Raw genomic sequence first — 22,906 nt, forward strand, 5'->3', positions numbered from 1 at the left:
CGGGGTGTTACTGATGCGTGCCCAGGGCGGGGCGGTGAAAACCGCCCCCGCCTGTCGTTTTTGCGCTTTTGCGCAGTTCCCCGCGCCCCTCGCGGACTCCGTCGGCGGGGTCCTTGCGGGGCGCGAGGCCAACTATCCACGCCATCTGTTTCTACGCCATGTCCTTGCGCAGGCGGAACCAGTAGAAGCCGTGGCCCGCGAGGGTGAGGAGGTAGGGCAGGTCGCCGATGGCGGGGAAGCGGACGCCGCCGATGAGTTCGACGGGGTGGCGTCCGTTGAAGGCTTGCAGGTCGAGTTCGGTGGGTTGGGCGAAGCGGGAGAAGTTGTGCACGCACAGCACCAGGTCGTCTTTGTATTCGCGCAGGAAGGCGATGACGGCGGGGTTGGTGGAGGGCAGTTCGGTGTAGGAGCCCAGGCCGAAGGCGGGGTTCTGTTTGCGGATCTCGATCATGCGGCGGGTCCAGTGGAGCAGGCTGGAGGGGCTGCTCATGGAGGCTTCGACGTTGGTGACCTGGTAGCCGTAGACCGGGTCCATGATCGTGGGGAGGTACAACCGTCCGGGGTCGCAGGAGGAGAAGCCGGCGTTGCGGTCGGGGGTCCATTGCATGGGGGTGCGCACCGCGTCGCGGTCGCCGAGCCAGATGTTGTCGCCCATGCCGATCTCGTCGCCGTAGTACAGGATCGGGGAGCCGGGCAGGGACAGCAGCAGGGCGGTGAAGAGTTCGATCTGGTTGCGGTCGTTGTCCAGGAGGGGGGCCAGGCGGCGGCGGATGCCGATGTTGGCGCGCATGCGGGGGTCTTTGGCGTATTCGGCCCACATGTAGTCGCGTTCTTCGTCGGTGACCATCTCCAGGGTGAGTTCGTCGTGGTTGCGCAGGAAGATGCCCCACTGGCAGCCGGAGGGGATGGCGGGGGTCTTGGCGAGGATCTCGGAGACGGGGTAGCGGGACTCGCGGCGCACGGCCATGAAGATGCGGGGCATGACGGGGAAGTGGAAGGCCATGTGGCATTCGTCGCCGCCGGCGCTGTAGTCGCCGAAGTAGTCGACCACGTCCTCGGGCCACTGGTTGGCCTCCGCCAGCACCACCGTGTCCGGATAGTGCTCGTCGATCTCTTTGCGTACCCGCTTGAGGAACTCATGGGTCTGCGGGAGGTTCTCGCAGTTCGTGCCCTCCTCCTGGTAGAGGTACGGCACGGCATCGAGACGGAAGCCGTCGATGCCCAGGTCCAGCCAGAACCGCAGCGCGGAGATCATCTCCTCCTGCACGGCCGGGTTCTCGTAGTTGAGGTCCGGCTGGTGCGAGAAGAAGCGGTGCCAGTAGTACTGCTTGCGGACCGGGTCGAAGGTCCAGTTGGAGGCCTCGGTGTCGACGAAGATGATGCGGGCGTCCTGGTACTGCTTGTCGTCGTCCGCCCACACGTAGTAGTCGCCGTACGGGCCGTCGGGATTGCTCCTCGACTCCTGGAACCAGGGGTGCTGGTCGCTCGTGTGGTTCATGACGAAGTCGATGATCACGCGCATGCCCCGCTGATGGGCCGCGTCGACGAATTCGACGAAGTCCGCCAGGTCCCCGAAGTCGGGCAGGACGGCGGTGTAGTCGGAGACGTCGTAGCCGCCGTCGCGCAGGGGTGATTTGAAGAAGGGCGGCAGCCACAGGCAGTCGACGCCGAGCCACTGCAGATAGTCCAGCTTGGCGGTGATGCCTTTGAGGTCGCCGATGCCGTCGCCGTTGCTGTCCTGGAAGGAGCGGACGAGGACTTCGTAGAACACCGCGCGTTTGAACCACTCCGGATCGCGGTCCTTGGCGGGGGTGTCTTCGAAGGTGTCCTGAACGGGCTCGTTGACGATCATGGTGTGGGTGACCCTCCGATCGGTGAGGACGGTCGCAGGACCTTGAAGACGTGCGCCGGCTGCCTGCCGGGCTCGAGGCGCACGTAATTGGCCCTGCCCCAGTGGTAGGTGTCGCCGGTGAGCTCGTCGCGCACCGGCACGGTCTCGTGCCAGTCCAGGCCGAGTCGCGGCATGTCCAACGAGACCGTGGCCTCCTGGGTGTGGTGCGGATCCAGGTTCGCCACCACGAGCACGGTGTCCGTCCCCGCCCGTTTGCTGAACACCAGCACCGCCTCCTGGTCCGCCTGGTGGAAGTGGAGATCCCGCAGCTGGCGCAGGGCCGGGCTGTTCCGCCGGATCTCGTTGAGCCGGGTGATGAGGGGGGAGATGCTACGGCCCTCCCGCTCGGCGGACTCCCAGTCGCGCGGGCGGAGTTGGTACTTCTCGGAGTTCAGGTATTCTTCGCTGCCCTCCCGCACCGGGGTGTTCTCACACAGCTCGAACCCGCTGTAGATGCCCCAGGTCGGCGACAGCGTGGCGGCCAGCACCGCCCGCACCTCGAACGCGGGCCGCCCGCCGTGCTGCAGGTAGGCGTGCAGGATGTCCGGGGTGTTCACGAAGAAGTTCGGCCGCATATAGCCGGCCGCCTCCCCGGACAGCTCGGTGAGGTAATCGGTCAGCTCCTGCTTGCCGGTGCGCCAGGTGAAATACGTATACGACTGCTGGAAGCCGATCTGGGCCAGGGTGTGCATCATCGCCGGCCGGGTGAACGCCTCCGCCAGGAAGATCACATCCGGGTCGGTGCGGTTGATGTCGGCCAGCACCCGCTCCCAGAAGATGACCGGCTTGGTGTGCGGGTTGTCCACCCTGAAGATCCGCACCCCGTGGTCCATCCAGAACCGCAGCACCCGCAGCGTCTCGGCGATCAGGCCGTCCATGTCGGCGTCGAAGGCGATGGGGTAGATGTCCTGGTACTTCTTCGGCGGGTTCTCCGCGTAGGCGATGGTGCCGTCCGGGCGGTGATGGAACCACTGGGGGTGTTTGTCCACCCAGGGGTGGTCCGGGGAGCACTGCAGCGCGAAGTCCAGCGCGATCTCCAGTCCCAGCTCGCCGGCCCGGGCCACGAAGGCGTCGAAGTCCTCCAGGGTGCCCAGGTCGGGGTGGATCGCGTCGTGGCCGCCGGCCGGGGAGCCGATCGCCCACGGGACGCCCACGTCGTGCGGGCCGGCGTTGAGGGTGTTGTTGGGGCCCTTGCGGAAGGTGGTGCCGATGGGGTGGACGGGCGGCAGGTAGACCACGTCGAATCCCATCCCGGCGATCGCCGGCAGCCGCCGCGCGGCGGTCTTGAAGGTGCCGCTGACCGTGGGCTTGCCCATCTCGACGACGGCGCCTTCCGAACGCGGGAAGAACTCGTACCACGAGCCGTACAACGCCCGCTCCCGCTCCACCAACAACGGCAACTGCTCGGAGGACGAGACGAATTCGCGCAGCGGATGGCGGGCGAGGACGTGGTCCACGTCCGGGGTCAGGGCGGCGGCGAGGCGGGCCGCAGCGGGTCGAGCGGTGTCGCGCAGGGCGTCCGCGGCGGCGAGGATCGTGTCACGGCGGCCCCGGCTCTCGGGAACTCCGGCGGCGGCCCGCTCGTACAGCAGCGCACCCTCCTCCAGGACCAGCTCCGTGTCCATCCCCGCCGGGATCTTGATCTGCGCGTGATGACGCCACGTGGTGATCGGGTCGCCCCAGGCCTCCACGGTGTAGGTCCAGCGGCCCTCCTTCGGGACGGAGACGGTGGCGCCCCAGCGGTCCGTACCGGGGACCAGCTCCCGCATGGGGGTCCAGGGACCGGCCTGGCCCTCCGGGTCCCGCAGGACGACGTTGGCGGCGACCGCGTCGTGGCCCTCCCGGAACACAGTTGCCGAGATCTCGAACGCCTCGCCCACCACGGCTTTGGCGGGGCGCCGCCCGCACGCCACGAGGGGACGGACGTCCAGGACGGGGATACGTCCGATGAGGGCGGCGCCGTCGCCGGGTGGCGCGGCGTTCGGTGGCGTGATGTCCGGTGGCGTGGTGTCCGTGGGTCCGTCCTGGGCCGATTCGGGTTTCGGCGTCGCGGTCTTCGCCGATTTGGCTTTCGCCTTTGCGGGCTTGGCGGCCTTCGCCGGCTTCGCGGATTTGGCGGCCTTCGCAGGCTTGGCGGCTTTCGTGGCCTTCGTGGCTTTGGCGGGTGTGGCCTTGGCCGCCTTCGCGGGTGAGGCCTCCGCCGCCTTTGCGGGGGTGGCCTCAGCCTTTCCGGTCCTTTCGGCTGCTGCCTGTTCCGGCTTCTCGGCCGCGGCCCGCTGTGGCGGGCCGGCTTTCGCCCCGTTTGCGGGGGGTGTGCTGGTGCTGTGCGTCGGAGGTGATGACGAGTGGTGCGTGGCGGGCATGACCGCTCCTGTCCGCGTCAACGTGGGTGGGCGGATGGCATGTGGGGAGGTTGGTCCTGCGGGGCGTATCGGGGAGCCTTCCCACCCTAATCGGGTGGGCAATCCGGCACGTTGTTAACTACTCGCGCGTATCTCCGCACACAAGACCGGCCCCGTCCAGTGATACACGGCGGACGAGGCCGGTCGGTGAATGCGCAACTACTTAGGGGTTGCTGACCTGCAAGAGCTTGTTCGGTGAGCCGAGGCCGGCGGTGGATATCTTCCCGGACGCGGCCTGCGCGACAAGTGCCTTGCTCACGTCGGCGGGACTCGCCGTAGCGTGATCGGCCAGATAGAGCGCCGCCGCACCCGCGGTGTGGGGCGACGCCATCGACGTACCGGAGAAGGTGGCCTTCGCGGTGTCGCTCGCGTTCGACGCGGAGGTGACGTCCACGCCGGGTGCGAACAGATCGAGCCGGCTGCCCCAGTTCGAGAAGCTCGCCCGTGCGTCCGCCGCGTCACTCGCGCCGACCGTGATGGCTTCCTGGACCCGGGCCGGCGAGTACAGGCTCGCCAGAAGTCCGTCGTTGCCGGCCGCGACCGCGTAGGTGACGCCGGATGCGATGGAGTTGCGGACGGCGGCGTCGAGTTGCGCGTTCGCGAAGCCGCCCAGGCTCATATTGGCCACCGCGGGCTTCTGGGCGTTCTTGGTCACCCAGTCGATGCCCGCGATCACCTGGGCCGTGGTGCCCGAACCCTCGTTGTCGAGCACGCGGACACCGACGACCTTGGCCTTCTTCGCCACGCCGTACGTCGTGCCGGCGATCGTGCCCGCCACATGCGTGCCGTGGCCCTGGCCGTCCTGCGCGGTGGCGTCGTTGTCGACGAAGTCCCAGCCGGAGCTCGCCCGGCCGCCGAAGTCCTCGTGCGTGGTCCGGATCCCGGTGTCGATGACGTACGCCGTCACACCCTGGCCCGCGGACTCCGGCCAGGTGTAGCTCTTGTCCAGCGGCAGGTTCGGCTGGTCGATGCGGTCGAGGCCCCAGGGCGGGTTCGTCTGCTGGGTATCGAGACTGACTCTGGTGTCCTGCGTGACCGAGGCCACGCGTGAGTCGGCGGCCAGGCGCTTGGCCTGTTGCTCGCCGACCTTCACCGCATAGCCATTGATCGCGGTGCTGTAGGTGTGGCTGATTTTCGCCCCGTACGTTTCGACGAGGTCCTTGCCCGCGTTCGACGGGGCCTTCGTTCCGCCCTTGAGCGTGACGATGTAGCTGTCACTGACGGAGCCGGGGGCGTCGGCGCCCAGTATCTGCCCCAGTGGGGCGGCCTGTGCGGGCAGGGTGGTGGCCGAAAGCACCGCGGCCGTGATGGCCGCGGTGAGGCCTCCCGCCCAGGACAGACGCCTTTTGTGCGTCACTGCCATGGTGTGAGTTCCCCTCCTCAACTCGGCGTGCTCCGACCGCAGTTTGCGTATGCCCTGACAGGTACAGGTCGGATCGCCGTTGGCAGCCTCTCGTGTGCTGTGACGTGCCACAAGGCCGCACGGCGTGGCGGAATCGGCCATATCTCGCGTGGTTTACGTGTGAAGGTTGCGGCGATTTCAAGCCGGGTTTTGTGCGGCGCGATGGGGCGCGCCCCGTCAGGGGCGCGGGGCCGTGACATTTGCGGCTTCGCCGCGGGGCTCGACCAGCCACAACCGAGCCGCAGTCGAAGTACTGCGCTTCCCGCGGAACGAATCGCGCCGTGGTTGCCGGAGGCAGTCGCCGCTAACGTCATGGGTGACAAAAGTCGCGCATGCGTAAGCGTGCGCATCGCTGCCGCGTAGGCCCCCGTGAAGGTGGAAGCTCGTGAAGGCCATCCGCAGGTTCACCGTGCGTCCCGTACTCCCCGAAGCCCTTCACCCGCTCAGTGATCTGGCGCGCAATCTGCGCTGGTCCTGGCATGCCGAGACCCGTGATCTCTTCCAGTCCGTGGACCCCGAGCGCTGGGCCGCCTCCGAAAACGATCCCGTGCGTCTCCTAGGGAACGTCTCGCCCGGACGGCTCGCCGAGCTGGCCGAGGACCGGCGCTTCCTGCGGCGGCTCGCCGCTGCGGCCGACGACCTGAAGGACTACGTGACCGGCGACCGCTGGTACCAGTCCCAGTCCCAGTCGTCCGCACTGCCCGCCGCCATCGCCTACTTCTCACCCGAGTTCGGCATCACGGCCGCGCTGCCCCAGTACTCCGGCGGCCTCGGCATCCTCGCCGGGGACCATCTCAAGGCGGCCAGCGATCTCGGCGTACCCCTGATCGGTGTCGGACTGCTCTACCGGCACGGTTACTTCCGGCAGACGCTGTCGCGGGACGGCTGGCAGCAGGAGCACTATCCGGTCCTCGACCCGAACGAGCTCCCGCTGTCGCTCCTGCGCGAACAGGACGGCACGCCCTCCCAGGTCTCGCTGGCCCTGCCCGGCGAGAAATCGCTCCGGGCCCGTATCTGGCTGGCACAGGTGGGCCGGGTTCCGCTGCTGCTGCTCGACTCGGACGTCGAGGAGAACGACCCCGGCGAGCGCGGCGTGACGGACCGGTTGTACGGGGGTGGCAGTGAGCACCGGCTGCTGCAGGAGATGCTGCTGGGGATCGGCGGGGTGCGTGCGGTCCGTACGTACTGCCGCTTGACCGGGCACGCGCGGCCGGAGGTCTTCCATACGAACGAGGGGCATGCGGGATTCCTCGGTCTTGAACGTATTCACGAACTCTCTTATGAAGACCTGGACTTCGACGCCGCGCTGGAGGCGGTCCGCGCGGGAACCGTCTTCACGACCCACACCCCCGTGCCCGCCGGAATCGACCGCTTCGACCGGGAGCTGGTGGCCCGGCACTTCGGCCCCGACGCGGAGCTCCCGCGGATCGAGGTGGAGCGCATTCTCCAGCTCGGGATGGAGACGTATCCGGGGGGCGAGCCCAATCTCTTCAACATGGCGGTGATGGGCCTGCGGCTCGGCCAGCGGGCCAACGGGGTGTCGTTGCTGCACGGGCACGTCAGCCGGGAGATGTTCTCCGGGCTCTGGCCGGGCTTCGACCCCGACGAGGTGCCGATCACCTCCGTGACGAACGGGGTGCACGCGCCCACCTGGGTGGCGCCCGAGGTCTTCCGGCTCGGCGCCCGCCAGATCGGCGCGCAGCGGACGGAGGACGCCATGACGGTCGGCGCCTCGGACCGCTGGGACGCCGTGGCGGAGATCCCCGACCAGGACATCTGGGAACTGCGCCGGGTGCTGCGCGAGCAGCTGGTCACGGAGGTACGGGAGCGGCTGAACGCGTCCTGGCGTCAGCGCGGCGCCGGCACGGCCGAACTCGGCTGGATCGACGGCGTGCTGGACCCGGACGTACTGACGATCGGCTTCGCGCGCCGAGTCCCGTCCTACAAGCGCCTGACGCTGATGCTGCGCGACCGCGACCGGCTGCTGGACCTGCTGCTGCATCCCGAGCGTCCGGTCCAGATCGTGGTGGCGGGCAAGGCGCACCCGGCGGACGACGGCGGCAAGCGCCTCATCCAGGAACTGGTGCGCTTCGCGGACGACCCGCGCGTACGCCACCGGATCGTGTTCCTCCCGGACTACGGCATGGCGATGGCCCAGAAGCTCTACCCCGGCTGCGACATCTGGCTCAACAACCCGCTGCGCCCCCTGGAGGCGTGCGGCACGTCCGGCATGAAGGCGGCGCTGAACGGCTGCCTGAACCTGTCGGTCCTGGACGGCTGGTGGGACGAATGGTTCCAGCCGGACTTCGGCTGGGCGATCCCCACGGCGGACGGCACAGCGGCGACGGACGAGGACCGCCGTGACGACCTGGAAGCGTCGGCGTTGTACGACCTGCTGGAGCAGCGCGTCGCCCCCCGCTTCTACGACCGCGGCCCCGGCGGCCTCCCCGACCGCTGGATCGAGATGGTCCGCCAGACGCTGACGCTGCTGGGCCCGAAGGTCCTGGCGGGCCGCATGGTCCGCGAGTACGTGGAACGCCTCTACGCCCCCGCGGCCCGCGCCCACCGCTCCATGGACACCTCCTCCGCCCGTGAGCTGGCGACCTGGAAGTCCCGCGTCCGCGCGGCGTGGCCACGCGTCACGGTCGACCACGTGGAGACATCGGCGGCGACGACGACGGCGGAGCTCGGCACGACGATGTCGCTACGGGTTCGAGTGGGCCTGGGCGACCTGGTCCCCGACGACGTCGAGGTCCAGGCGGTCTCGGGCCGAGTCGACTCGGGGGACCGCATCACCGACGGCACGGCGGTCCCCCTGAAACCGGCGGGCGGCCCGGACCAGGAGGGCCGCTGGCTCTACGAGGGCCCACTCTCCCTGGACCGCACGGGCCCCTTCGGCTACACGGTCCGCATCCTGCCTACGCATCGGCTGCTGGCGTCGAGCGCGGAGTTGGGGCTGGTGGCGGTTCCTTCGGAGGAGTTGGTGGAGGCGCCGGGGGTTTTGATGCGCTGAGCATGGCGAACCCTGACGGCCGTGCGGCGCACTGTCCGATGCCGCCGACCCCCAGGTAGGCAGTCGCAGGTTTTTCCGCGACCGGCCTACCTGGCCAGGGAGGTGAGATCCCCGGCTTTTCCCGCCTCAGCCTCGGCAATCACGTCACCGTTCAGTCGGACGAGATGAGGAGCCGCACCGTCCGGGGCTTCCGGATCGAAAGACACATGATCCCCGCCCGAGAGTTGAAGAACCGCCTCGTTCTCGACGCGCAGCTCGTAATCCCCGCTGGTCAGGAGTGTGAGACCCGCGTCGAAGCAGACGCGGGCAATTGCTTGACCCCGAAGGTTCAGGTTCATGCCGCGCTAGACCTCGTCACCCCCATGCAACCGCCGCAACACCACCCCGCACCTACGCGCATACGCATGCTGCAACCCCCGTGTCGCCGGCCCGCCCGCCCGCGCGTACCACTTCGCCGGCCGGCTGAAGGCTTTGATCATCAGCCAGACCGTGCCGTCGCCGGTCATTTCCACGAGGAAGGCTTCCTCGCCGGACTCGGGGTGGCCGGGGAGGGTGCCGTAGGCCCAGCCGGCTCGGCGGTGTTCGTCCACGGTCCAGACGACGCGGCAGGGGGCCTTGATGAGGCCGCCGAGGGTGACGGTCACGTCGACGCCGGGGGCGGCCCTGTCCGCGTCGGTGGCGATGCCGACGCCCACCGCCCGGTGCAGTTCCCAGGTCATGACCGCTCGGGATGCCGCCTCGAAGACGTCACGGCCCTCGCCGATACGGCTTCTGACGTCGAGGGGGCGGAACCCGGGCGGGGTGCGGTTCTCGCGGGTCGCGCCCACGTCGTCGTACGTGAAGGGCGTTTCCGTGGAGGGCATGGGAGCAGCGTAGGGCAGCCCCCGGAACGCCTTCTTTTCGGGGGCTGCCCATGTGCGTGCGTGCGGTGACCGGCAGAGCGTCAGTTCACGTTGACCGCGGCCCAGGCCGCCTGAACCGCCTTGTACTCGGTGCTCGTCGAGCCGTAGAGGTCGCTCGCCGCGCTCAGCGTCGCGGTGCGGGCGCCCGCGTACTTCGTCGTCGACGTCATGTACTCGGTCAGCGCCTTGTACCAGATCTGGATCGCCTTGTCGCGGCCGATGCCGGTGATCGTGGAGCCGTTGGAGGTGGGGGAGTTGTAGGTGACTCCGTTGATCGTCTTGGTGCCGCTGCCCTCGCTCAGCAGGTAGAAGAAGTGGTTCGCCGGGCCGGAGGAGTAGTGGACGTCGATGCCGCCTAGGTTGGAGGACCAGCTGTCCCTGGAGTCGCCGTCCTTGCTGGGCTTGTCCATGTAGCGCAGCGGCGTGCCGTCGCCGTTGATGTCGATCTTCTCGCCGATGAGGTAGTCGCCCACGTCGGAGGAGTTGGCCGCGTAGAACTCCACCGCCGTGCCGAGGATGTCGGACGTCGCCTCGTTCAACCCGCCTGACTCACCGCTGTAGTTGAGGCCCGCGGTGTTGGAGGTGACCCCGTGCGTCATCTCGTGGCCCGCCACGTCGATCGACGTCAGCGGCTTCGCGTTGCCCGCGCCGTCGCCGTACGTCATGCAGAAGCAGGCGTCGGACCAGAAGGCGTTGACGTACGCGTTGCCGTAGTGGACGCGCGAGTAGGCGGCCTTGCCGTCGTTCCTGATGCCGCTGCGGCCGAGGACGTTCTTGTAGAAGTCCCAGGTGACCTGCGCGCCGAAGTGCGCGTCGACGGCGGCGGTCTGGGCGTTGGAGGCCGCGCCCGTGCCCCAGGTGTCGTCGGCGTCGGTGAAGAGTGTGCCGGTGCCGGACGTACCGCGATTGAGGTCGTACGTCTTGCTGGCGCCCCGGGTCGGGTCGTTGAGCTGGTACGTCGAGCCCGACTGCGAGGTGCCGATGGTGACGTCGCCGCTGTACTGGCTGTGGCCCGTGCCGGTCTGGATCGCCTCCCACTCGTACAGCTTCTCGCCCGTGGTGGCGTCCGTGATGACGTGCAGTTCCTGCGGGGTGCCGTCGTGCTGGAAGCCGCCGACGACCGTCTCGTACGCGAGGGCCGGCTTGCCGCTCGCGGCCCATATGACCTTGCGGGGGGCCTTGTCGGCCGCGGACTTCTTGCTGCCTTCCGCCTCGGCGGCCTTCAACGCCTGCTTCTCGGCGGTGGACTTGGCGATGTCGGGCGTGACGTCGGTGACCTTGATGTCGGCCTTCGTCGCTCTGGTCACGCCTTCCGTCTTGCCGGACTTGGACTCGTGGATCACCAAGTCGCCGCCGAGAACGGGGAGTCCGTCGTACGTCCGCTCGTAGCGGGTGTGCGTGGCGCCGTCGGCGTCCTTGACGACGTCTCTGACGACCAGTTTTTCCTTGGCGTCGAGGCCTATCTCGTCCGCCGTTTCGGCGGTCGCCGCGTCGGCCTTCTTGATCAGGCTTGTACGGGCTTCCGCGGACAACTGGACCGGGGCGCCGGCGAGCTGCGTCTTGGCAGGCGGCTTGGCGCCGGACTGAGCGGTGGCGCCGGTGGTCAGACCGGCGGAGAGCAGGGCTCCGGCCGCGACGGCGGTGGCGATGGCCAGAGTTGTGCGCTTGTGACGCGCGTAGAGGGGGGTCACACAAGCTCCTTTGTGGGGGTGCCCGACAGGCATGGGTGGCCCGTCGAACGGGTGAAGGGGCGGTGCGGGGTGCCTGCGGCAGCTGTGCGGGAGTGCCGCGTGAGGTGAAGAGTGCCAGGTGAGGCGTGTGCATGTCAGTGGGGTGAATGGATGTTGGCCGGAATTCGTCCAACGTCCGTTCGCCTGCGGCGGGCGCCTACGGGGGTGGGGAGTTGAGTTCGTGGGCGAGTGCGGGTTCGTTGTGGCTTGTCGCGCAGTTCCCCGCGCCCCTACGGGGCGCTGAGCTCAGCCCAGGATTCCTCGGTCGTACCCCACCGCCACCGCCGCCGCCCTGTCCTTGACCCCCAACTTGGCGTACAGGTGCGTGAGATGCGTCTTGACCGTGGCTTCGCTGATGAAGAGGACTCGGGCGACCTCGCGGTTCGAGGTGCCCTTGGCCACCAGTGTCAGGACCTCGCGTTCGCGGGCCGACAGCGGCTCGTTGGCGGGGGCCCGGACTGCTGAGACCAGGCGGGATGCCACCGCTGGAGACAGGACCGTACGGCCCTCCGCCGCCGCGCGTACCGCGCTGAAGAGTTCGTCCCTCGGGGCGTCCTTCAGGAGGTAGCCCGTCGCGCCCGCCTCGATCGCGGGGATGGTGTCGGAATCCGTGTCGTACGTCGTCAGGACCAGAATCTTGGCGCGGGCGCCCTGGCGGGTCAGATCGGCGATGGCCTCCACGCCGTTGCCGCCGGGCATGCGGAGGTCCATCAACACGACGTCAGGGTCCAGGGACTGGGCCAGCGTTACGGCCTCCACGCCGTTCGACGCCTCGCCCAGCACCGTGAATCCAGGTGCTGATTCGAACATGCCGCGCAGACCGTCCCGTACGACGGGATGGTCGTCGACGATGAGGAGGGTGATGGCGTCATCGCTCATGGCGTACCAACGGTACGCGAGCCGACACCGCCGTACCATGCCCCGGTTCGGACTCAACGGTGAGTGACCCGGCGATGCGTTCGGCGCGGGCGCGCATGCCGTCGAGGCCGAAGCCGCCGTGGCCGCCCCGGGAGGGGAGAGCGAGGGGGTCGAAGCCGCGGCCGTCGTCGCGTACGTCCAGGACCACCTCGTCGCCCATGAAGGAGAGGGTGACGCCCAGGCGACTTGCGTGGGCGTGCCGGGCGGCGTTGTACAGGGCCTCCTGGGCGATGCGCAGCACGGTCGCCGCGACCTCCTCGTGCAGGAGCTCGGCGGTGCCCGTGGTTGTGAACTCCGCGCGTATGCCCGTCCGTTCGGCCCATTCGGCGACCGTCTTCTTCAGCGCCTGAGGCAGCCCGTCGTGCTCCAGGGCCACGGGCGCGAGGTTCTGCACGGAGCGGCGGGCCTCGCCGAGGCTGTCGCGGGCCAGGGCGGAGGCACGTTCGAGGTGGGTGCGGGCGATGTCCAGGTCGGGGGCGTTCGCGACGACCTGGAGCTGGGCGATGATCCCGGTCAGGCCCTGGGCGATGGTGTCGTGGATCTCGGCGGCGAGCCGGCGGCGCTCGTCGGCGACGCCCGCTTCCCTTGCCTGGACGAGGAGTTGGGCGTGGAGGGCGGCGTTTTCGTCGAGGGCCTGTTGGAGCGCGGTGTTGGTGCGCTCGAGTTCGGCGATGGTGGCGGCCCGGGCGCGGGAGCGTTCCTCCTGCTGCGACGTGAGGTGGCCGACCACCGTCAGGATCACGTTGTTGACCACCAGGAGCCCGGCGAACACGGCCCACTGCACCGGCTCATAGAACGGCAGCCCTCCGGCCTGCGAGCCGGAGACCACGATCGAGCAGGCGAACGGGCCGAACCACCGAAGGCGCCGCCCCGGGATCAGTTCGTCGGAGTCGAAGTAGCCGGTGACCGCGTAGAACGCGAAGAAGGGATTCAGCCAGGTGAGCGCGAAGCCGAGCGCCCAGCGCACGGCGTAGTACACGGTGCCGGCGGTGGAGGGGCCGGGGCGGGCGCGACTGGCCCGGCCCCACCACAGCTGGAGTGCGAAACCCGCGGCGACCAGCACCGCGACCGCGTTCCGTTCCGCCGTGCTCGGCGTCAGTTCGGCCGCGGCGACCGAAAGGAGCGTGCCGACCGCGAGCAGCCCGTACGGCCCCTTGGTGCGGATCAGTTCCCAGCGCCGCTCGATGTCCGTGTCCGCCGCGGTCATGCCTTCAGTCTGCACGGCCGACCGCCTACTCCCAGCGGAACCAGCGCGCCGCCGCAGCCGTGAGCAGCACCGTCCAGGCGACGAGCACCCCCAGGTGGTCCCACCCCGGCCAGTCGCCCGCAGCCGCCTCGTTCAGGGCCTGGGCCGCCGCGCCGAACGGGGTGAACTCGACGATGCGGGCGAGGACATCCGGCATCGTCTGGACGGGTATATAGACACCCGCGCAGAACATGCTCGGGAAGAACGCCGCGGTACCGACGGCCGTCGCCGCCTTCGAGGTGCGGGCCAGCGCCGACAGCAGGGCACCCAAAGCGAGGGCGACCGCCACGGCGAGCAGCAGCGCCAGTACGTATCCGAAGGGCTGGCGGGGCAGGTGCACGTCGAACACGATCCGGCCCACGGACAGCGCCAGCAGCGCCGACAGCACGGCGGCGGCGCCGTGCAGCCCCATGTGCGCGGACAGCAAGGCGCTCGGGCGCACGGGGGTCGTCGACATACGGCGCAGGATGCCGCGTTCGCGGTAGCCGGTGATGCCCGGGGGCAGGGACTGCAGACCGGCCACGATCATGCCGAGCAGCACGGTCACCGGTACGTACGCGTCGACGAGCCGGATGCCGCCGAGGTCGTCCTGGGTGGTGCGGAACGCCGGGATGCTGCCGACAATCACCAGGAGCAGGGTGGGGAACGCCAGGATCCAGAAGTGGGCCCCGGGTTCGCGGCCGAAGAGCCGGGCCTCGGCCTTCAGCACGGCGGTGCTGCTCATCGTGCGACTCCCGTCAGATCGAGGAACGCGTCGTCCAACGTGGCGTCGGTGACGCGGAGTTGATGGGCCGTGATGTGCTGCCGGGCGAGCAGGGTGATGACCGCGTTGACGGTCTCGTCGGTGCCGCCGAGGGTGATCCGGCCGTCCTTGCTCTCGACGGAGGCCACGGCGGGCAGCGCGGCCAGCTCGCGTTCGTCGAGCGGGACCGAGGGCGTGAAGCTGATGAGGGTGGCGTTCGTGGCGCGGCTGATCAGCCCTCGGGGTGTGTCCAGCGCGGCGATCCGGCCCTGGTCGATGACCGCGATCCGGTCGCAGAGGCGCTGCGCCTCCTCCATGAAGTGGGTGACGAGGAGGACGGTGACGCCGTTCGCACGGATGTCCTCGATGAGCTCCCAGGTGTCACGGCGGGCCCGCGGGTCGAGTCCGCTGGTCAGCTCGTCGAGCACGACGACCTTCGGATCCCCGATCAGCGCGAGCGCGATGAACAGGCGCTGCTTCTGGCCTCCGCTGAGTTTGCCGAACCGGGCGTCCAACTTGCCGGTGAGGCCAAGGCGTTCGGCGAGCGGGCGCCAGTCGGCGGGGCTCGGGTAGAAGGCGGCGTACAGCTCCAGCGCCTCGCGGACGGTGAGTTTCTCCTGGAGTTCGCTCTCCTGGAGCTGGGCGCCGAGGACGCGGCTGACGGCGTCGTGGTCGGCGACGGGGTCGAGGCCGGTGACGCGTACGCGGCCCGCGTCGGGGATCCGCAGGCCCTCCACGCATTCCACGGTGGTCGTCTTGCCGGCGCCGTTCGGGCCGAGGATGCCGAAAATCTCCCCCTCCTCGACGGCGAAGGAGATCCCGTCGACGACGGCCTTCCCTCCGTACGACTTGCGCAGTCCGGTGACTTCGATGACGGGTTCGCTGGTCATGCATCGAGGGTCCCGGGCGGCCGGGGTGGTGCACATCGGCCGCCTCGCTCGAACGCACATCGGCCGATCGGTTGATACGGGACTACGACTGAGCAGGTCGGAGCGGTCCTAGGTCCTCCGGACGAGCGCAGGACCGGCCGAAACTCGGTGGGCTGTGTCAGTGCCGATCCGTAGGCTCACTACTGATGGCCACTACACCCGCAGTCACCGATGACAAGGACCTCACGAACCCCAAGGACGCGGCCCTGGCCGGTCGCCGCGACGGCGACCGTTCCGTCGTACGGATTCTGCTGCGCCTGTGGCCGTACGTACGGCCCGTGCGGGCGCGGCTGTTCACGGCGGCGTTCGTCGCGATACTCGCCTCGTGTACGGGGCTGGTGATCCCGCTCGTCCTCAAGTGGATCGTGGACGGGCCGGTGGCCGACCGGGATCCGCGCGGGGTGTGGCTGGGGGCGCTGTCCCTGCTGCTGCTCGGGCTCGCCGAGGCGCTGCTGTTCGGACTGCGGCGGTGGCTGGTGGCCCGGCCGCTGGCCGGTGTCGAGGCGTCGATGCGGGCGGATCTGTACCGGCATCTGCAGCGGCTGCCGGTCGCCTTCCACGACCGCTGGCCCTCCGGCCAGCTGCTCTCGCGGGGCACGACTGACCTGATGCTGCTGCGTATGTTCCTGGCCTTTCCGCTGACGTTCCTGCTGGTCAACAGCGTGACCATCGTCGTCGGCGTGCTCATCATGCTGGCGCAGGACTTCACGCTCGGCCTGGTGATCCTGGGGCCGGCCGTGCCTGTGATCATTGTATGCGCCGTCTTCGAGAAGCGGTACGCCGCTGTCGCGCGGCTCGCGCAGGACCAGGTGGGCGATCTGACGACGGTCGTCGAGGAGAGCGTCCTCGGGATCAGGATCATCAAGGGGTTCGGGCGGCACCGCAGCCAGGCGCGGGCCTTCCGGGAGCTGTCCGGGACCCTGCGCGGCACCGAGTTGCTCAAGGCACGGCTGCTCGCCGCGATCTGGGCCGTCATCATGACGCTGCCGGAGCTGGCCATCGGGGCGGCGCTGGTCCTCGGGACGGTGCAGGTCGCGGACGGCGCGCTGTCCGCGGGCACGCTCGTCGCCTTCCTCTCGACCGCGCTGGCGCTGCGCTGGCCGGTCGACTCCATCGGCTTCCTCCTGGCCATGACCCAGGAGGCGGCGACGGCGACGGAGCGGTACTTCGAGGTGATGGACGCTAAGCCGGAGAGTACGGAGAGCCTGAAGAGCACGGGCAGCCGGGTGTCGCCCGAGGACGCCGCCTCAGCTGAGAGCGCGGGCGGTCTACGGTTCCACTCCGTGTCGTTCCGCTATCCCGACGCCCCCGCCGACGTTCCTCCCGTACTCGACCGGATCGACCTCCACATCCGCCCCGGCGAGTCCATGGCTCTCGTCGGCGCGACCGGGACGGGAAAGACCACCCTCACGGCCCTCGTCCCCCGTCTGCACGAGGTGACCTCGGGCCGGATCACGCTGGACGGCGAGGACATCACGGCGATGCCCCGTGAGGAACTTCGCTCCAAGGTCGCCGTGGCCTTCGAGGAGCCCACCCTGTTCTCGGCGTCCGTCGGGGAGAACGTCTTGATGGGCGCTCCACCGGACGCCGGGGAACGGGAGCTGGAGCGCGCCCTGGCCATCGCCCAGGCCGAGTTCACCCACGCCCTCCCGAACGGCACCGGCACCCAGGTCGGCGAGCAGGGCCTCAGCCTCTCCGGCGGCCAGCGTCAACGCCTCGCGCTGGCGAGGGCCGTCGTGGGCCGCCCCCGTTTCCTCGTGCTCGACGATCCGCTCTCCGCGCTGGACGTGCACACGGAGGCCGCGGTCGAGGCCGCCCTGCGCCGCGTACTGGCCGAGACGACCGCCCTGATCGTGGCGCACCGCCCGTCCACGGTCCTGCTCGCCGACCGCGTGGCCCTGCTCTCCGGCGGCCGGATCGCCGCGATCGGCACACACCACGAACTGCTGCGCACGAACGCCGAGTACGCCCGTCTGATGTCCGGCACGGAACACCCGGAAGCCGAACACCCGGAAGCGGACGGTGAGAGCGGCGCGTACGTCGAGACCGTCGCGTACAGCGAGACCGTCGCGGAAAAGGAGGACCACCGATGACCGCGGCGCCCACCACCACCGCGCCGGACCAGGAACCCCGCAAGGACCGGCCCGCCGGTGACCCCCCGGAGGCAGGCGACGCCTTCGACCGCGACGCCCTCCCCACTCCACCGGGCGCGACCGCCGCCCTGCTGCGCTCCCTGCTCGCCCCGATGAAGGCGCGCGTCGCCCTCACCTCCCTGTTGCTCCTGCTCCAGCAGGCGGCGGTGCAGGCGGGCCCGCTGCTCGTGGCGTACGCCATCGACCGTGCCGTCCCCGCGTTCAGGGACGACCGGCACGGGCCGCTGATCGCGGTGGCAGTCGGGTATCTGCTGTGCGCGCTGGCCTCGGGCGGGCTCCAGTACGCGTTCATCACCGCGTCCGCACGCGTCAACCAGGACGTGCTGCTCGACCTGCGCGGCCGGATCTTCCGCCACGCCCAGGCGCTGAGCATCGACTTCCACGAGCGCTACACCTCGGGCCGCCTCATCTCCCGCTCCACCACGGACGTCGAGTCCCTGCGCGAGCTGCTCGACGAGGGCCTTCAGGAACTCATCACCGTCATCATCTCCTTCATCTACATCTCGGCGATGCTGCTCTGGCTCGACCTGGGCCTCGGAGCGGTGGCCGTGGCGTCGTTCGCGCCGCTCTACCTGTTCATCCGCCAGTACCGGCGCCGCGCGGGCCGCGTCTACGCCATCCGCTCGACCGCGATCGCCGCCGTGATCGTGAAGTTCGCCGAGACGATGAACGGCATCCGGCCGGTGCGCGCGTTTCGCCGCGAGGAGAGCAACGACAGGGAGTTCCGGGTCCTCAACCACCGGCACGAGCGCAAGAACGGCGACGCCCTGCTGGAAATGGCCCGCTACGTCGTCAAGTCCCGGCTGGTCGCCAACACGACGGTCGCGGCGATCGTGCTGTGGGGCGCGTACCGGGTGGCATCGGAGTCGCTGGCGCTCGGCGTACTGGCAGCCGCGGTCCTCTATCTGCGCCGCCTGTACGACCCCATCGACCGGCTGGGCATGTTCCTCAACTCCTACCAGTCGGCCGCCGCCTCACTGGAGAAGATCGCGGGCCTGCTCGCCCAGGCGCCCACGGTTCCGGAGCCCGCCGAGCCGAAGCCCCTGCCCGCACTCGCCTCCGCACAACCGGGCCGCGAGGTCGTCTTCGACGGCGTGCGGTTCGGCTACCGCACCGGCGGCGAGGTGCTGCCGCGCTTCGACCTGACGCTGCCCGCCGGGCAGACCGTCGCCGTGGTCGGCTCGACTGGCGCGGGCAAGTCGACGCTCGCCAAACTCCTGGCCCGCTTCTACGACCCCACGGTCGGCCGCATCCTCCTGGACGGCGTCGACCTGCGCGAGCTCGCGATGCCCGAACTGCGGCGCGGTGTGGTGATGGTGACCCAGGAGGCCTTCCTCTTCTCCGGCACGGTCGCCGAGAACATCGCCATCGGCCGCCCCGACGCCACCCGCGAGGAGATCGAGCGCGCCGCGAAGGCCCTCGGCGCCCATGACTTCATCGCTGCCCTGCCCGACGGCTACGACACCGACGTACGCAAGAGGGGCGGCCGTATCTCGGCAGGTCAGCGCCAACTCGTGGCGTTCGCCCGGGCGTTGCTCGCCGACCCGGCGGTCCTGATCCTCGACGAGGCGACCAGTTCCCTGGACATCCCCGGTGAACGGGCCGTCCAGCGCGCCATGTCGACCGTCCTGCGGGGCCGCACGGCGGTCGTCATCGCGCACCGCCTGTCGACGGTGGAGATCGCCGACCGGGTGCTGGTGATGGAGCACGGACGGATCGTCGAGGACGGCTCGCCCCCCGGACTCGTCGCCGCGACCGGCAGGTTCGCGGATCTGCACCAGGCCTGGCGGGACAGCTTGGTCTAGGGGCGCGCTCTGGCGACGTGGCATGTCAGCGGTCGGTTGATGGCCGTCGGTCGATGGGGAGGGTGGTCAACGGGTGGGGCAGATCGATGCGTACGGGGATCCGGGTACGCCCGACTGCCGAAGCGGCGGCCGGTATCTGTGGTGGCTGGTCAGGATCCAGCCGGGCCGGTCCGCCGCCGGTGCGCTGCTGGGCAGCGTGTGGTTGGTGCTCATGGCGCTCGCGCCGTATCTACTGGCCCGCGCGATCGACGACGGTCTGGAGCCGGGCGACCGGGCCGCGCTGATCGGCTGGTCCGCGGCCCTGCTCGGCCTGGGGGCGTTCAACGCCTGGCTGGGCATCATGCGGCACCGCACCATGACCAGACTCCGGATGGACGCCAACTTCCGCACAGTGAAGGTCGTGGTCGGGCATGCGGTCCGGCTGGGCGCCGCACTGTCACGCCGGGTCGGGGCCGGGGAGGTCGTCACGATCGGCGTCGGCGACGTGCAGACGATCAGCGGCTCCCTGACCGTGGTCGGCCCCGGAGTCGGCGCACTCGTCGCCTACATGGTCGTCGCCGGGCTGCTGCTGACGCTCTCCCCCCTGCTGGCCGGAGTCGTCCTGCTCGGCATCCCGGTCATCGCCGTCATCGCCGGTCCGCTGCTGGGGCGGCTGCAGAGCACGGAGACCACGTACCGCGAACGGCAGAGCGTGCTGACGGCGCGCATCGGCGACCTCGCGAGCGGACTGCGCGTCCTCAACGGCCTGGGCGGCAAAGGGCTGGTCGCCGACGCCTTCCACCGGGACTCGCAACGGCTGCGGGCCCAGGGCTACCGGGTCGGGGCGGTGACCAGCTGGCTCCAGGCGCTGGGCATCGGACTGCCGACGGTGTTCCTCGCCGTGGTGACCTGGCTGGCGGCCCGGCTGGCGGCTCAAGGGCAGCTCACCGTAGGCGAGTTGGTGTCGGTGTACGGCTATGTCGCCGTCCTGGTGCCGATGGTGGCGTTCTTCGTGGAGTGCGGCTACGGCATCAGCCGCGGACTGGTGGCCGCGCGGCGCGTCGCAGCTTTCCTGCGACTGGAGCCGGCCGCCGACCACGGCACACGGGACGCTCCCGCAGAGCTCTCGGTGCTGCACGACCCGGAGTCCGGAGTGCGGGTGCCCCCCGGCCGGCTGACCGCGCTGGCCGGTGCCCGTCCCGCCGAGTCCGCGGCCGTGATCGACCGCCTCGGCCGGTACGCCGAGTCGGCTGCGACCTGGGGCGGCGTACGCCTCGACGAGATCCGACTGGCGCAGATCCGCCTACGCATCCTGGTCGCGGACAACGAGGCGGACCTGTTCGCGGGCACGCTGCGGGAGCTGGTGTCCGGCAGCCGGGACCCCGCCGAGGAGGACATCGCCCGCGCCGTGCACGCGGCCGCGGCCGACGACATCGTCCAAGGCCTGCACGACGGACTCGACTCGGCCGTCGACGCACAGGGCCGCAGCCTGTCCGGCGGCCAGCGGCAGCGCGTACGGCTCGTACGGGCGCTGCTGGCCGAGCCCGAAGTGCTGCTCGCCGTCGAACCCACCTCGGCGCTCGACGCCCACACCGAGGCCGCCGTCGCGGACCGGCTGCGGGCCGAGCGCGCGGGCCGTACGACCGTGGTGACCAGCACCTCGCCGCTCGTACTGGACCGGGCGGACACCGTGTTCTACCTGGTCGAGGGCAAGGTCGTGGCGAGCGGGAGCCATCATCGGCTCCTCGACGAGGAGCCCGGATACCGGGCGCTCGTGGCTCGCGATGACGACGAGGACGGGGACCTTGTTGAGGAGGCGGACGCGGTCGCGGACGGGGATGTGGACACGGTCGGGGATGTGGATGCGGGTGTAGGGGAGGCCGTTCGGTGACTTCAGTGGCTTCGGAGACCTCGGTTGCGAAGCAGTCCTCCGGTCAGCTGCCCGTCGCCGAACCGGCCGATGTGCGGCGGGCGACGGGGCGGCTGATCCGGGCCGACGGGCGCGCCTTCGGCGCCGTGCTCGTCCTGAACGTGCTGGCCGCCGCCGTCGGACTCGTCGGCCCCTGGCTGCTCGGCCGCATCATCGACGAGGTCAGGGCGGGCGGTGGCGTGGATGTCGTGGACCGGCTGGCCCTCGCCATTCTGCTGTGCGCGCTGGCGCAGTTGCTGCTGGCGCGGTGGGCCCGCTATGTGGGGCACCGGTTCGGGGAGCGGACGCTGGCGCGGGTGCGTGAGCAGTTCGTCGAGCGGGCGCTGTCGCTGCCCGCCTCGGTCGTGGAGCGGGCGGGCACGGGTGATCTGACCGCGCGTGGCACGGCTGATGTCGCCCAGGTGGGAACCACGCTGCGCGACGCCGGCCCCGAGTTGCTGATCTCCACGGTGCAGTGCCTGTTCATTCTCGGCGCGGTCTTCTTCCTCGATCCGCTGCTCGGTGCCTGTGCGGTGCTCGGTCAGATCGGCATCTGGTTCGTACTGCGCTGGTATCTGCGCCGGGCCCGCGCCGCGTATCTCGCCGAGGGTGCCGCCACCTCGGAGGTCGCCGAGATCGTGGCGGCCACCGCCGCGGGGGGCCGCACGGTCGAAGCCTTCGGGCTTCAGGGGCGGCGGATCGCGGCGAGCCGCGAGGCGCTCGAGACGTCCCGTCGCACCCGGATGTACACGCTGTACCTGCGCTCCGTGTTCTTCCTCGTCGTGGAGTTCTCGTACGTCGTTCCCGTGGCCGGTGTGCTGCTGGCGGGCAGTGTCCTGCACGAGCGCGGACTGATGAGCCTGGGTGCGGTGATCGCGGCGGCGCTGTATCTGCGTCAGCTCGAGTCACCGCTCGACACGATTCTGATGCGGGTCGAGCAGTTGCAGAGCAGTGGCGCGTCGTTCGCCCGCGTGGAGGGACTGGGGCGGGCACCGCAGGCTTCGGCGGCGTCCTCTCCCACGCCGGAGGACGACCGGATCGATGTCACAGGGGTGCGGTACGCGTACGACCGTGGGGGCGAGGTGCTGCGCGGAGTGGACCTGACGGTGCGGCCGGGGGAGCGGCTGGCGATCGTCGGTCCGTCCGGTGCGGGCAAGACCACGTTGAGCCGGCTGCTTGCGGGGATCGATGCGCCGAGTTCCGGGACGGTGACGGTGGGGCGGGTGCCGATCGCTGCGCTCGGGCCTGAGCAGTTGCGACGGCAGGTTGTGCTGGTCACCCAGGAGCACCATGTGTTCCTGGGGACCGTCCGCGACAACCTGCTGATCGCCGAACCGTCAGCCGGTGACGCCGAGTTGTGGGCGGCGCTTGCGGCGGTGGGCGCGGACTGGGTTTCCGAGCCGGCATCCGGCCTGGACACCGAGCTGGGGCCCGCCGGGCACCGTCCGGATGGGTCTCAGGCTCAGCAACTGGCTCTGGCGCGGGTGGTATTGGCCGACCCGCACACGCTGATCCTCGACGAGGCGACAGCGCTTCTCGACCCGACCACGGCTCGTCATACGGAGCATGCGCTGGCGGCCGTGCTCGCTGGGCGCACGGTGATCGCGATCGCCCATCGTCTGCATACGGCCCATGATGCGGACCGGGTTGCGGTCATGGAGGCGGGGCGCCTGACGGAGGTGGGGACGCATGAGAGCTTGGTGGCGGCGGGTGGGGCGTATGCGGCGCTGTGGGGTTCCTGGCATGGACAGGCGTCCGGCAGTTGACGGCGCGGCCCATGGGGGGAGGGGTTGTTTTCCCCAGGCCCGCCCCTTCCCGAAACTGGGGGCTGCGCCCCCAGGCCCCCGCCAGGGGGTGGGGGTGACTGTCGTGTCGCGGATGCCAG

The 22,906-nt window shown here is 69.9% G+C and carries 15 protein-coding genes; 5 read left to right on the forward strand and 10 right to left on the reverse strand.

What is annotated here, in order from left to right:
* Positions 1-151: 151 nt before the first annotated feature.
* The 3 genes from treS to ACGFNK_RS11270 all read right to left on the reverse strand — a co-directional run bounded on the left by treS (position 152) and on the right by ACGFNK_RS11270 (position 5,656).
* Positions 152-1,852, reverse strand: a complete 1,701-nt coding sequence (gene treS / locus ACGFNK_RS11260) for a maltose alpha-D-glucosyltransferase (RefSeq protein WP_393414290.1) — start codon at positions 1,850-1,852, stop codon at positions 152-154.
* Positions 1,849-4,254 carry a maltotransferase domain-containing protein gene (locus ACGFNK_RS11265; RefSeq protein WP_393414293.1) on the reverse strand — a complete coding sequence of 802 codons (2,406 nt, stop codon included), beginning with the start codon at positions 4,252-4,254 and terminating at the stop codon, positions 1,849-1,851. Before ACGFNK_RS11265 ends, treS begins: the two co-directional genes overlap by 4 nt.
* Positions 4,255-4,456: 202 nt before the next feature.
* On the reverse strand, positions 4,457-5,656 hold the full coding sequence (locus ACGFNK_RS11270) for a S8 family peptidase (RefSeq protein ID WP_393414296.1): 1,200 nt from the start codon (positions 5,654-5,656) through the stop codon (positions 4,457-4,459).
* Positions 5,657-6,080: 424 nt separating this feature from the next.
* Here ACGFNK_RS11270 and glgP point away from each other — a divergent pair, with 424 nt between their 5' ends.
* The gene (glgP, locus tag ACGFNK_RS11275; protein WP_393414299.1) at positions 6,081-8,708 is read left to right on the forward strand and encodes an alpha-glucan family phosphorylase; all 2,628 of its coding nucleotides are present in this window, start codon (positions 6,081-6,083) and stop codon (positions 8,706-8,708) included.
* Between the two features lie 86 nt (positions 8,709-8,794).
* Here the strand turns inward: glgP and ACGFNK_RS11280 are convergent, their stop codons facing one another.
* From ACGFNK_RS11280 to ACGFNK_RS11310, 7 genes are all read right to left on the reverse strand, one after another.
* Positions 8,795-9,046, reverse strand: coding sequence for a DUF6188 family protein (locus ACGFNK_RS11280; RefSeq protein ID WP_393414302.1), 252 nt, complete (start codon positions 9,044-9,046; stop codon positions 8,795-8,797).
* 6 nt (positions 9,047-9,052) lie between these two features.
* Positions 9,053-9,571 (reverse strand): DUF1990 family protein, encoded by a 519-nt coding sequence (locus ACGFNK_RS11285; RefSeq protein ID WP_393414305.1) that lies wholly within the window; start codon positions 9,569-9,571, stop codon positions 9,053-9,055.
* Positions 9,572-9,651: 80 nt separating this feature from the next.
* Entirely contained in the window at positions 9,652-11,301 is a 1,650-nt protein-coding gene (locus ACGFNK_RS11290; RefSeq protein ID WP_393414307.1) for a M4 family metallopeptidase, read from the reverse strand.
* A 285-nt stretch (positions 11,302-11,586) separates the two neighbouring features.
* Positions 11,587-12,219: a response regulator gene (locus tag ACGFNK_RS11295; RefSeq protein WP_393414310.1), complete on the reverse strand. Its 633-nt coding sequence runs from the start codon at positions 12,217-12,219 to the stop codon at positions 11,587-11,589.
* Complete coding sequence (locus tag ACGFNK_RS11300; RefSeq protein WP_393414313.1) at positions 12,209-13,465, reverse strand: sensor histidine kinase; 1,257 nt, start codon at positions 13,463-13,465, stop codon at positions 12,209-12,211. Before ACGFNK_RS11300 ends, ACGFNK_RS11295 begins: the two co-directional genes overlap by 11 nt.
* 25 nt (positions 13,466-13,490) lie before the next feature.
* Positions 13,491-14,228 carry an ABC transporter permease gene (locus tag ACGFNK_RS11305; protein WP_393414316.1) on the reverse strand — a complete coding sequence of 246 codons (738 nt, stop codon included), beginning with the start codon at positions 14,226-14,228 and terminating at the stop codon, positions 13,491-13,493.
* On the reverse strand, positions 14,225-15,136 hold the full coding sequence (locus tag ACGFNK_RS11310; RefSeq protein WP_393414319.1) for an ABC transporter ATP-binding protein: 912 nt from the start codon (positions 15,134-15,136) through the stop codon (positions 14,225-14,227). The genes ACGFNK_RS11305 and ACGFNK_RS11310 overlap by 4 nt, the downstream gene beginning before the upstream one ends.
* Positions 15,137-15,321: 185 nt before the next feature.
* On the opposite strand from ACGFNK_RS11310, the gene ACGFNK_RS11315 reads away from it, so the two are divergent.
* The 4 genes from ACGFNK_RS11315 to ACGFNK_RS11330 all read left to right on the forward strand — a co-directional run bounded on the left by ACGFNK_RS11315 (position 15,322) and on the right by ACGFNK_RS11330 (position 22,787).
* A complete protein-coding gene (locus ACGFNK_RS11315) occupies positions 15,322-17,268 on the forward strand; it encodes an ABC transporter ATP-binding protein (protein ID WP_393414322.1) in 1,947 nt (648 codons plus the stop codon).
* Positions 17,265-19,133, forward strand: a complete 1,869-nt coding sequence (locus ACGFNK_RS11320; RefSeq protein ID WP_393414325.1) for an ABC transporter ATP-binding protein — start codon at positions 17,265-17,267, stop codon at positions 19,131-19,133. The genes ACGFNK_RS11315 and ACGFNK_RS11320 overlap by 4 nt, the downstream gene beginning before the upstream one ends.
* A 73-nt stretch (positions 19,134-19,206) precedes the next feature.
* Positions 19,207-21,003: an ABC transporter transmembrane domain-containing protein gene (locus tag ACGFNK_RS11325; RefSeq protein WP_393414328.1), complete on the forward strand. Its 1,797-nt coding sequence runs from the start codon at positions 19,207-19,209 to the stop codon at positions 21,001-21,003.
* The gene (locus ACGFNK_RS11330; protein WP_393414331.1) at positions 21,000-22,787 is read left to right on the forward strand and encodes an ABC transporter ATP-binding protein; all 1,788 of its coding nucleotides are present in this window, start codon (positions 21,000-21,002) and stop codon (positions 22,785-22,787) included. The genes ACGFNK_RS11325 and ACGFNK_RS11330 overlap by 4 nt, the downstream gene beginning before the upstream one ends.
* The last annotated feature ends 119 nt before the right edge of the window (positions 22,788-22,906 follow it).

Source organism: Streptomyces sp. NPDC048825, from assembly GCF_043198355.1.
In the GTDB taxonomy this organism is placed as follows: domain Bacteria; phylum Actinomycetota; class Actinomycetes; order Streptomycetales; family Streptomycetaceae; genus Streptomyces; species Streptomyces xiangluensis.

Excerpts from the sequence above, each read along its gene's own strand:
- treS (WP_393414290.1), bottom strand. The coding sequence starts at position 1,852 with ATGATCGTCAACGAGCCCGTTCAGGACACCTTCGAAGACACCCCCGCC.
- ACGFNK_RS11265 (WP_393414293.1), bottom strand. The coding sequence starts at position 4,254 with ATGCCCGCCACGCACCACTCGTCATCACCTCCGACGCACAGCACCAGC.
- ACGFNK_RS11270 (WP_393414296.1), bottom strand. The coding sequence starts at position 5,656 with ATGGCAGTGACGCACAAAAGGCGTCTGTCCTGGGCGGGAGGCCTCACC.
- ACGFNK_RS11280 (WP_393414302.1), bottom strand. The coding sequence starts at position 9,046 with ATGAACCTGAACCTTCGGGGTCAAGCAATTGCCCGCGTCTGCTTCGAC.
- ACGFNK_RS11285 (WP_393414305.1), bottom strand. The coding sequence starts at position 9,571 with ATGCCCTCCACGGAAACGCCCTTCACGTACGACGACGTGGGCGCGACC.
- ACGFNK_RS11295 (WP_393414310.1), bottom strand. The coding sequence starts at position 12,219 with ATGAGCGATGACGCCATCACCCTCCTCATCGTCGACGACCATCCCGTC.
- ACGFNK_RS11300 (WP_393414313.1), bottom strand. The coding sequence starts at position 13,465 with ATGACCGCGGCGGACACGGACATCGAGCGGCGCTGGGAACTGATCCGC.
- ACGFNK_RS11305 (WP_393414316.1), bottom strand. The coding sequence starts at position 14,228 with ATGAGCAGCACCGCCGTGCTGAAGGCCGAGGCCCGGCTCTTCGGCCGC.
- ACGFNK_RS11310 (WP_393414319.1), bottom strand. The coding sequence starts at position 15,136 with ATGACCAGCGAACCCGTCATCGAAGTCACCGGACTGCGCAAGTCGTAC.
- ACGFNK_RS11315 (WP_393414322.1), top strand. The coding sequence starts at position 15,322 with ATGGCCACTACACCCGCAGTCACCGATGACAAGGACCTCACGAACCCC.
- ACGFNK_RS11320 (WP_393414325.1), top strand. The coding sequence starts at position 17,265 with ATGACCGCGGCGCCCACCACCACCGCGCCGGACCAGGAACCCCGCAAG.